Raw genomic sequence first — 10,719 nt, 5'->3', positions numbered from 1 at the left:
ATTCGGGGTCTGGGCCGGGGTCCCGGCTCGGGCCCGGGGCGGAGCCGCCCTGGTTCGGGGTTTGGGGCGGAGCCCCGGCTTGCGGTTTGGGGCAGAGCCCCGGCTTGGGGTCTGGGGCGGAGCCCCAGGTTCGGGAAGGGGCGGGGAGGGGAACAGCCCGCCGCAGGCGCCAAGACCCCACCGGACGCCCCCCTGCCCCGGACGCCCCCCTGCCCCGGAACGGCCCCCTCCGGAGCGGGCCACCGCGAAAGCCGGGCCGGAAGTGGAACCTCCCCCCGCCCAGGCGACTCCTCCACGGTGGAGGCGCCGTACCGGGAGCGGTCCTCCACCACGACCGCCCCGCCCCCTTCCGCGCCCCTCGCGGGCCGGACCCCGAACCCCCCACAGGGGTCGGGGCGGTCCGGGGGCCCGGGGCCGACGGAGGGCGGGCCCCGGACGCGGTCGGCGCGGGCCGAAGCGAAGCGCCCCCGGGCGGAACCGGGCCCCGATAGCGCCCCCGGGCGGAACCGGGCCCCGGGGAAAAGTACTCTCGGGAAGCATGACGCACAGCATGAGCGACCACACCGCCGGGCAGCCGGCGACGCCGGGAGACCCCGAGGGGATCGACCCGTCCGTCCTCGACGAGCTGACCCGGTTGCGCGACAGCATCGACAACATCGACGCGGCCGTGGTCCATATGCTCGCCGAGCGCTTCAAATGCACCCAGCAGGTCGGCCACCTCAAGGCCGCCCACCGGCTCCCCCCGGCCGACCCGGCCCGTGAGGCGCGCCAGATCACCCGGCTGCGGCAGCTCGCCGAGAGCGCCAAGCTCGACCCCGGCTTCGCCGAAAAGCTGCTCAACTTCGTCATCGCCGAGGTCATCCGGCACCACGAGACCATCGCGCGCTCCGACAACGGCACCGAGGGGCCCGAGGGCGCACTCCGGTAGTGCGCCCGGGCGGCCGTACGCGCCGGGCAACCACTTCCCACCCGTGTGCGGCCCGCCGCACGTAGGGCAGCATGTCCCCATGTCCGTACTGACGCGCGAGGAAGCGCAGAACCGAGCCCGCCTCATCGAGGTCCACCGCTACACCATCGACCTCGACCTCACCCGCGGGGAGGAGCTCTTCGGCTCCACCACGACCATCCGCTTCAGCGCGCGCCAGGCGGGCGCGGACACCTTCGCCGAGCTCCAGCCGGCCGCCCTGCACCGCGCCGTGCTCGACGGCCGGGAGCTGGACCTCACCGGCGAGACCGCCGAGGCGCTCGCGGGCGGCCGGCTCCCGCTCACCGGGCTCGGTGAGGGCGAGCACGAGCTGCGCGTCGAGACCGACATGCGCTACTCCCACACCGGCGAGGGCATGCACCGCTTCACCGACCCGGCCGACGGTGAGACGTACCTCTACACCATGTGCTGCATGTCGGACGCGAACGACGTCTTCACCGCGTTCGACCAGCCCGACCTCAAGGCCGTCTTCGACGTCCGCGTCACCGCCCCGCCGGAGTGGACTGTCCTCGGCAACGGCATCGCCACCCGCGTCGGCGCCCCCGAGGAGGGCCGCTGGCAGCTCGCGCCCACCCCGCCCATCAGCACCTATCTGATGGCCCTCGCCGCCGGCCCGTACCACTCGGTGCGCACCGAGCACGCCGGACTCCCCTTCGGGCTGCATGTCCGCCGCTCCCTCGCGCCCTACCTCGAGGCCGACGCCGACGAGCTGTTCGACATCACCCGGCGCTGCTTCGACCGCTACCACGAGATCTTCGAGGAGCCGTACCCCTTCGACTCCTACGACCAGGCGTTCGTCCCCGAGTTCAACTCCGGCGCCATGGAGAACCCGGGCCTGGTCACCTTCCGCGACGAATTCGTCTTCCGCTCCGCCGTCACCGACGCCGAGCGCCAGACCCGCGCCATGGTCATCGCCCACGAGATGGCCCATATGTGGTTCGGCGACCTCGTCACCATGAAGTGGTGGGACGACATCTGGCTGAACGAGTCCTTCGCCGAGTACATGGGCTACCAGATCCTCACCGAGACCACCCGCTACACCGACACCTGGGCCGACTTCGGCGTCCGCCGCAAGAACTGGGGTTACGACGCCGACCAGCGCCCCTCCACCCACCCGGTCGCGCCCGCGCCCGAGCTGGTCCCCGACACCTCCGCCGCGCGCCTCAACTTCGACGGCATCTCCTACGCCAAGGGCGCCTCCGCGCTGCGCCAGCTCGTCACCTGGCTCGGCGAGAAGACCTTCCTCGACGGCATCAACGACCACTTCACCCGGCACCGCTTCGGCAACGCCACCCTCGCCGACTTCATCGACTCCCTCGCCCGCTCCTCCGGCCGCGACGTCCACGCCTGGGCCGACCGCTGGCTGCGCACCACCGGCGTCGACACCCTCGCCCCCGTCGTCACCGCCAACGGCGATCGCTGGAGCGCCGAGATCCGCCACCAGGGCGGCGGTCCGGACGGGGACGACGCCGCCACCCGGCGCCCGCACCGCATCGCCATCGGCCTCTACGACCACGCGCCCGCCGCCCCGCACCAGCTGGTCCTGCGCGAGCGCGTCGAGACCGAGCTCGACGGCGCCGAGCCCGGCCTCAGCCTCACCTTCACCGGGCCCCGCCCCGATCTGCTGCTGCTGAACGACGGCGACCTCACCTACACCAAGATCCGGCTCGACCCCGCCTCCTGGAAGGCCGTCCACCGCTCGCTGTCCGGCCTCCCCGACGCCGTCAGCCGCGCCGTGATCTGGAACGCCGCCCGCGACATGGTGCGCGACGGCGACCTGCCCGCCACCGACTACCTCGAGGCGGCCCGCGCCCATCTGCCCCACGAGACCGACATAGCGATCGTCCAGGGCGTCCTCGCCTTCGCCCGCACCCAGATCGCCGACCGCTACCTCCCCGCGGACCGGCGCTCCGCCGCGCTGGCCACCATCAGCGCCACCTGCCGCGATCTGCTGCGCCGCACCGAGGACGGCTCCGGGGACGGGCTGCGGCTCGCCGCCGTCCGTACGTTCATCGGCAGCGCCACCGCCCCCGCCGAGCTCAGCGACTGGCTCGACGGCGACACCGTCCCCGGCGGCCCCGCCCTCGACCCCGAGCTGCGCTGGCAGATCCTCGGCCGCCTCGCCGTCCTCGGCGCCGTCGGCCCCGCCGACATCGACGCCGAACGCGCCCGCGACTCCAGCGCCACCGGCCAGGAGGGCGCCGCCCGCTGCCGGGCCGCCCTGCCGGACGCCGCCGCGAAGGAGGCCGCCTGGCAGGCCCTCTTCGGCGGCGGGGAGGACGGCCAGGGGGCCGACGGCCAGAGCGCCGACGGCCAGGGGGACGAGCTCTCCAACTACCTGGTCACCGCGACCGTCGCGGGCTTCTGGCAGCCCGAACACCACGACATACTCGCGGACTACGTGCCGCGCTACTTCCCGGCCGCCGTCGAGCTCGGCGCCCGCCGCGGCGCCGCCATCGCCGACACCGTCGCCCGCTTCGGCTTCCCGAGCACCGTGGACGCCGAAACCCTGCGCCTGGGCGAGGAGTGCCTCGCCTCCCCGGACGCCGTACCCGCCCTCCGCCGCCGCCTCGCCGACCAGATCGACGACCTGCGGCGCGCCCTGCGCGTACGGGAGAAGCAGGGCGAGTGACCCGCGCCGGCGCGGGGGCGGCGGGGCGTCCGATCGCCCCGCCGCCCCTGCCGCGCGGTTATGGCGTGGGGCCGGTCAGCGCGGGGTGTGGGCGAGCCGGGTGAGGAGGAAGGCGCGGGCGCGGGGCAGACTTGCGGGCATGGATCGAGGAACGCGCCGGTGGACACTGACGGTCGACGGGGAGGGGTTCGACGTCGCTGAGCGGCCCGGCGAGCCCGGGACGTACGACTTCACCTGGCTGACCGGGCCGAACCCGGGATACGGCTTCACCACCCATGTGCACGGGGCCGACTCCTTGAGCGAGCGGGAACTGGAGGAGTCCGCACGGGACTTCCTCGGTCAGGTGGACCCCGGGACGGGGCATATCGAGTAACCGACCGAGCAGGCCGGACGAGGCGGCGGGCCCGGGGCGGCCCGGCCCCGCCGATCAATCCGCGGGGCCGGGCCGTACCACGTACGGGTGCACTTGAGCCCGACCCCGGATCGGACCGCCGGTGCGCGAAGTAATTTAGGCAGCCCTGACCGCCGCCCAGACACCCCCTAGGGGCACACCCATGCCCGTGCCCGCATCCGGAACCGCCCGCCTCCTCGCCGGAGGCCAGAGCGGACCGGGCGTGCTCCGCCCGATGGTGGACACCGTCCTCGACGCCCTCGCCCACGGCGCCGCCGACCGCGGTGGGCCGCTCCCGGCCGGGGGACCGGCCGCGGTGGCCCGGCGGATACGCGGTGCGGCCCGGCCGCTCATCCCCGACGAGGGGGAGGGGCCCCACCCCGCGCTGCGCAGCCTCGTCCGCGCCCTCGCCCATGGCGCCGCCGAACCCGCGGACCCCCGCTGCACCGCCCATCTGCACTGTCCGCCGCTGGCCGTCGCCACCGCCGCCGACCTCGCGGTCTCCGCGCTCAACCCCTCTCTCGACTCCTGGGACCAGGCCCCCGCCGCCTGTGCGCTGGAGGCGCTGACCTGCCGCGCCCTGGCCGAACTCGTCCACCCCCACGGCCCCGACCCCGACGCCCTCGTCACCACCGGCGGCACCGAATCCAACCAGCTCGGCCTGCTCCTGGCCCGCGAGGCCGCCCGGGGCGCCCCGCTCCGTATCGTCCGCGGCGCCAACGGCCACCACAGCGTCCAGCGCGCCGCCTGGCTCCTCGGGCTGCCCGAGCCCCTCACCCTCCCCACCCCCGGCGGCGTCCTCGACCCGGTCGCCCTCCACACCGCCCTCGACCGGCCGTCCGACGCCCCAACCCCCACCCTCGTCGTCGCCACCGCCGGCACCACCGACACCGGGGCCATCGACCCGCTCCCCGACATCGCCGACGTCTGCGACCACCACGCCGCCACCCTCCACATCGACGCCGCCTACGGCGCGCCCCTTCTCTTCAGCGACACCCTCCACAAGCGGCTCCACGGGCTCGACCGCGCCTCTACCGTCGCCCTCGACCTGCACAAACTCGGCTGGCAGCCGGTGGCCGCGGGCCTACTCGCGGTGCCCGACGGCACCGCGCTCGCCGCGCTGGCCCACCACGCCGACTACCTCAACGCCGACGACGACACCGAGGCGGGCCTGCCCGATCTGCTCGGCCGCTCGCTCCGCACCACCCGCCGCCCCGACATCTTCAAGATCGCCGTCACGCTGCGGGCACTGGGCCGACGCGGCCTCGGCGAGCTCGTGGACCACGTCTGCGCCGCCGCCCAACACCTCGCGGACCTCATCGAGGCCCGCCCCGGGCTCGAGCTCCACGCCCGCCCCACCATCAGCACCGTCCTCTTCCGCCCCACCGGGGCACCACCCGCCACCGTCGCCGCGCTGCGCCGCCGCCTGCTCCACCACGGGGCGGCCGTCCTCGGCCGCGCCGCCACCCCCGAGGGGCTGTGGCTCAAGGCCACCGTTCTCAACCCGCACATCCAGCCCGACGATCTGCGCGGGCTGCTCGAACTCGTGGAAGGCGACACCACCCCATGAGCACCGCACAACCCCCCAACCCCGCCGCCGAGCCCGCCTCCGCCGCCGACCGGCCGGTGGACCTGGCCGGTGTCGGCATCGGCCCGTTCAACCTCTCCCTCGCCGCCCTCGCCCACGGCGTCCCCGCCCTGCGCACCGCCTTCTACGAGCAGCGGCCCGCCTTCCACTGGCACCCCGGTCTCCTCATCGACGGCGCGACCATCCAAGTCCCCTTCCTCGCCGACCTGGTGACCCTCGCCGACCCCGGGAGCCCCTGGGCCTTCCTCCAGTACCTCAAGGCCCATGAGCGGCTGTTCCCCTTCTACGTCGCCGAGCGCTTCCACATCGAGCGCGCCGAGTACGACGCCTACTGCCGCTGGGTCAGCGAACGGCTCCCCGGACTCCACTTCGACCACCGCGTCGACGCCGTCCGCTGGGACCACGAGTACGAGCTGTTCGAAATCGACTTCACCCGGCTCGGCCCGGCCGCCGACGCCCCCGCGTCCGGCGCGGCCGGAACCGACGAGGAGGGCAGGGCCCTCGGCCGCGTCTACGCCCGCAACCTCGTCCTCGGCGTCGGCACCGAGCCGTACGTCCCCGAACCCCTGCGCCCGCTCGCCGACGCCCCCAACGTCCCCGTCCTCCACTCCTCGGACTACCTCGAACACCGCGAGCGGCTCCTGGCCACCGGCCACGTCACCGTCATCGGCTCCGGCCAGTCCGGCGCCGAGGTCTTCCTCGACCTGCTGCGCAACCGCCCGCTCGGCGCCGAAGGGCTCCACTGGATGGCCCGTACCCCCGCCTTCGCGCCCATGGAGTACAGCAAGCTCGGCCTGGAGCAGTTCAGCCCCGACTACACCCGCTACTTCCACACCCTGCCCGAGCCGGTCCGCGACCAGCTGCTGCCCCGCCAGTGGCAGCTCTACAAGGGCATCGCGCACGAGACGCTCGACGCGATCCACCATGAGCTCTACCGCCGGGCCCTGCACTCCGACGGCTGGCCGGGCGCCGTCCTCACCCCCGGTGTCACGGTCCGCACCGCCGGCCGTATCGCCGCCGCCCAGCTCGAACTCCACCTGGAACACACCGAGCAGGGCACCCGGGCCCGCCACACCACCGAGGCCGTCGTGCTCGCCACCGGCTACCGCGAGCGCCGCGTCGACACCCTCCTCGCCGCCCTCGACCCCTACATCCGCCGGGACGCCTCCGAGCGCCCCCGGGTCGACGCCGACCACCGGCTGGTCCTCGACCCCATGATCAAGGGCTCGGTGTACGTCCAGAACGCCGAGCGCCACACCCATGGCGTCGGCACCCCCGACCTCGGCCTCGCCGCCTGGCGCTCCGCCGTCATCCTCAACTCGCTGCTCGCGGAACCCGCCTACCGGCTGCCGTCCCGCACCGCGTACACCGCGTTCGGGCTCCAGCCGTCGGGGCGGTGCGGCGCCGTGATCGGCCACCCGCACCTCCCCGACCAGCGCAGTCCCCTCACCCCGACGCGCACCTGAGACCGCGCCGGGGCCGGGCACGCCCGGACCACGGACCTCAGCCGGCGGCGGTCAGCGCCCGCAGTTGGGCCAGCGTCTCGCGGATGACGTCGCCCAAGTCGCGCTCCTCGGTGGCGTTGATCCATCGTTCATAGGCGACACGGAACACGGCGATGCCGGTCTCGGTGGCCAGACTGGCCTCGGTGTCGCCGACACCCCGCCGTCGCAGCCTGTCGGCGAGGACGGCCGACATGGACGCGAGCTTGCTCAACTCACGTTCGCGGAGATCGGCGTTGGCCATGATCACCGACTGCCGCGTCCGCGCGAACTCACGGTCGCCGCCTACCATCCCGGCCACCGCGTCGAGCGCCGCCGCGACGGCGTCCAGCGCCGACGCCGTGGTCGGCGCCGCCTCCAGGGCGGCAACCGACTTCTCCTCCAGTTCGGACGCCCCGTCGAAGAGGACTTCACGCTTGTCGGCGAAGTGCCGGAAGAAGGTGCGGGCGGTGACACCGGCCCGTTCGGCGATATCGGCCACCATGGTCTGCTCGAAGCCACGTTCCAGATACAGCGCCAGCGCGGCCTCGCGCAGTCGGCTACCGGCTCCAGGTTCCCACCGTCCCATGCGGCGATTTTACGTGATGTCACCTGGCGACACCGGGTCGCCGCACGCTGATGTCACCTGATGACATCGGCGTGCTATGGTGATGTCACCTGATGACATCACTGGTCGGTGGAGGCCCGAATGGCAACGGCGAAGCGCATCCAGTACCACCAGTACGGCGGGCCCGAGGTCTTGCGGCTCGAAGACTTCGAGCCGGCCCGGCCCGGCACCGGCGAGGTTCTGGTCCGGGTGAAGGCGGCGGCAGCCAACCCGATGGACTGGAAGATCCGCAGTGGCGACATGAAGACGCTGACCGGACGGCGCTTCCCGCGTGGGCTGGGCCACGACTTCGCGGGCGTCATCGAGGCGGTCGGCGACGGCGTCACTCGGCTCGGCGTCGGCGACGAAGTGCTCGGCGGGGCGCCGCTCAAGACGGCCGGAGCCTTCGCCGAGCTGGTCGTGGTCGAAGCGAAGGGGGTCGTGAAGAAGCCGGCCGATCTCCCGTTCGAGGATGCCGCCGCGATCCCGACGGTCGGGCTCACCGCCTTGCAGGCCCTGAGCAACCTGAGGAAGTCGCAACCCGGGCAAGCCGTCTTCGTCCACGGCTGCCTCGGCGGAGTGGGACGATCCGCCGTTCAGCTGGCCTCGACGCACGGCGCCTCGGTGGGAGGCAGCTGCCGCGCCACCGCCACGCGGGACGCGCGCGACCTCGGCGTCGACCCGATCGTCGAGTTCGACTTCGACCCGACGGCGCTCAGAGGACGATTCGACGTCGTCCTCGACACGGCGGGCACGCTCCCGATCAAGGCGGCGCAGACGCTGCTGAAGTCCGGCGGCCGCATCATCGACATCACCCCCACTCCCGCGAAGTTCGCGAGAAGTGCCCTGCCGGGGCCCTTCAAGGTGTTGATCGCCCAAGCCGTCACGAAGGACCTCGAGGAGGTCGCGCGAGCCGCCGGGCAGGGGACGCTGCGGCTGCCGATCGCCCGCACGGTGCCGCTCACACAGGCGATCGCGGCGCTCACGGAGTTCGAACGCGGCATGACCAAGGGCGGCAAGCTCGTCATCACGACCGGGTGACCGCCGTACCGCCGTACCGCCGTCGGGTCACGCTGGTCCGGTGCGGCGGGCCGCCGGAACAGCGTGAGCGGGGCGACACGCGACGATACCCCGAACGTGCCCCAGAGCCCTCGAGCGCGCCCCAGAGCCCCCGAACGCGCCCTAGAACACCGGAACGCCGTCGCGGGTCAGCTTCCAGTCCACCGACCCGAACCGCGACACATCGATCGTCCCCTTCGTCCGCACCCAGGCGATGATCGTGTTCCGGATCTCCTCCGAATTGGCCCACACCTGCTTCGCGGAGGCCACATGCGGGAAGTTGCCGCCCCCGCTCGCCCGGTAGTTGTTGACCGCCAGCACGAACCGCGCCTTCTCATCGACCGGCTCGCCGTCGAAGCTGAGCTTCGCGATCCGCGAGCCCGGCGCCTTCGCGATGTCGATCTCGTAGGTGAGGCCGCCGACCGCGTCGTAGTTGTAGTCCGGGATGTCCGAGGCGTTCGTCAGCTTCGCGGGGTCCACCTCGCCGCCCGCCGGGGTCTGTACGTAGTAGCGCGCCGAGAACTCCAGATAGTCCTTGAGCTGGGCGCCCGTCACCACCCGCGCCTCCAGGGTGTTCTCGAACGGGTACAGCCCCGCCACCTGCCGGATCGTGACCTCCCCGGCCGGGACCGCCGCCGTACGGGAGAAGCAGGACGCCTGCGAGAGCACCGGCAGGTCCGCGTACTCCGTCCCCGCCAGCGCCGCCTTCACCGTCTCCGCCTGCACATGGTTGATGAAGTCGACGATCGGCGCGTCCTTGTAGGGCGCCTCGGCGGCCGTCATCGTCGCCGAGCAGGTGCCGATGACCTGGTTCACATAGCCGACGACCTTCTTGTGCTCGGCGTCGAGCAGCCGCACGATCCGCGGGTCCTCCTCGGCCGTACTGGAGTTCAGCACCTTCGCCGACACCGACGCCACCCGCCAGCGGCCCCGCTCCCACTCCAACTCGAAGTCGAAGAGGGTGAGCCGCTGACCCCACTTGAGCGGTTCCGACAGCACCACCTCGTGCCCGGTCTCCTCGTTGACCACCCGTGACTCGGGGATCTCCACATGCGCATGGCCCACCAGGATCGCGTCGATCCCCGCCACCTTCTCGGCGACCAGCGCCGCCGCGTTCTCCACATACGGCACCTGGTCGCCGTAGCTGGAGGTGCCGCTGGTCCCCGAATGCGCCGAGACGATCACCACGTCCGCGCCCATCGACCGCAGCCGCGGCACCCACTTCGCGGCCTGCTCCTCCAGGCCCGGAAAGGTCATCTTGCCCTGCACATTGACCTTGTCCCAGATCGCGATGCCCGGGTTGGTCAGCCCCAGCACCGCCACCTTCACATCCCGTCCGCACGGGGTGCGCAGCCGCGTCATCCAGTACGGCGGGAAGGCGGGCCGCAGCGTCTTCGCGTCCAGCGCGTTCGCCCCCAGCAGCGGGAAGTCGCACTGCTCCTCGAACTTCCGCAGCACCGGGATGCCGTAGTTGAACTCGTGGTTGCCCAGCGCCGCCGCGTCATAGCCGATCGCGTTCATCGCCCGCGCCATGGGATGCACCGGGCCGTCTTCCCCGGTGATCGGATCCACCCGGGCGTAGTAGTACGACAGCTGGGTGCCCTGGATGGTGTCGCCCGCGTCGATCAGCAGCGTATTGCGGCGCCCCTTCTCCTCGCGGACCTGGTCGACCAGCGTGGAGATCTTCGCCAGGCCCACATCGTTGTGCGCCGCGTCGTCGAACTCGGCATCGGTGAAGTAGTCCCAGTTGAAGACGTTGCCGTGCAGATCGGTCGTGCCCATCACGGTGAAGGCGTACCGCCGCCGGGGCCGACCGTGGCCCCGGGCCTCCGCCGGGACGGCGGCCGCGGCGGAGGCGAGGGCGGCCCCCGCGCTGGTCGCCGCGGTGCGGCCGAGGAACTTCCGACGGTTGAGCGGCATGGCTGATCTCCCCTGAGATACCTGCGAATTGGGCACAACGCGCGTAGATTCTGGCC

8 protein-coding genes are annotated in these 10,719 nt (G+C 72.8%); 6 read left to right on the top strand and 2 right to left on the bottom strand.

The features are described from left to right. The first annotated feature begins 538 nt into the window (after positions 1–538). The 5 genes from ABD329_RS30065 to ABD329_RS30045 all read left to right on the top strand — a co-directional run bounded on the left by ABD329_RS30065 (position 539) and on the right by ABD329_RS30045 (position 7,062). Complete coding sequence (locus tag ABD329_RS30065) at positions 539–928, top strand: chorismate mutase (protein WP_425574396.1); 390 nt, start codon at positions 539–541, stop codon at positions 926–928. A gap of 79 nt (positions 929–1,007) precedes the next feature. Continuing rightward, positions 1,008–3,617 (top strand): aminopeptidase N, encoded by a 2,610-nt coding sequence (gene pepN / locus ABD329_RS30060; RefSeq protein ID WP_344317181.1) that lies wholly within the window; start codon positions 1,008–1,010, stop codon positions 3,615–3,617. A gap of 139 nt (positions 3,618–3,756) precedes the next feature. Further along, positions 3,757–3,990, top strand: coding sequence for a hypothetical protein (locus ABD329_RS30055; protein ID WP_198282374.1), 234 nt, complete (start codon positions 3,757–3,759; stop codon positions 3,988–3,990). A 181-nt stretch (positions 3,991–4,171) separates the two neighbouring features. Then, the gene (locus ABD329_RS30050; protein WP_344317180.1) at positions 4,172–5,578 is read left to right on the top strand and encodes a pyridoxal phosphate-dependent decarboxylase family protein; all 1,407 of its coding nucleotides are present in this window, start codon (positions 4,172–4,174) and stop codon (positions 5,576–5,578) included. Next, positions 5,575–7,062, top strand: coding sequence for a lysine N(6)-hydroxylase/L-ornithine N(5)-oxygenase family protein (locus tag ABD329_RS30045; RefSeq protein ID WP_344317178.1), 1,488 nt, complete (start codon positions 5,575–5,577; stop codon positions 7,060–7,062). The genes ABD329_RS30050 and ABD329_RS30045 overlap by 4 nt, the downstream gene beginning before the upstream one ends. 37 nt (positions 7,063–7,099) lie before the next feature. Here the strand turns inward: ABD329_RS30045 and ABD329_RS30040 are convergent, their stop codons facing one another. Further along, the gene (locus tag ABD329_RS30040) at positions 7,100–7,666 is read right to left on the bottom strand and encodes a TetR family transcriptional regulator (protein WP_198281289.1); all 567 of its coding nucleotides are present in this window, start codon (positions 7,664–7,666) and stop codon (positions 7,100–7,102) included. Positions 7,667–7,786: 120 nt separating this feature from the next. Here ABD329_RS30040 and ABD329_RS30035 point away from each other — a divergent pair, with 120 nt between their 5' ends. Further along, positions 7,787–8,725, top strand: coding sequence for an alcohol dehydrogenase catalytic domain-containing protein (locus tag ABD329_RS30035; protein ID WP_198281291.1), 939 nt, complete (start codon positions 7,787–7,789; stop codon positions 8,723–8,725). A gap of 141 nt (positions 8,726–8,866) precedes the next feature. Here ABD329_RS30035 and ABD329_RS30030 read toward each other — a convergent pair whose 3' ends face one another. After that, positions 8,867–10,663 (bottom strand): bifunctional metallophosphatase/5'-nucleotidase, encoded by a 1,797-nt coding sequence (locus tag ABD329_RS30030; protein ID WP_198281288.1) that lies wholly within the window; start codon positions 10,661–10,663, stop codon positions 8,867–8,869. Between the last annotated feature and the right edge of the window lie 56 nt (positions 10,664–10,719).

The sequence above is a fragment of the Streptomyces javensis genome, from assembly GCF_039525925.1.
Taxonomy (GTDB): Bacteria; Actinomycetota; Actinomycetes; order Streptomycetales; family Streptomycetaceae; genus Streptomyces; species Streptomyces asiaticus.
This window is presented reverse-complemented; position numbering and strand designations above follow the sequence as displayed.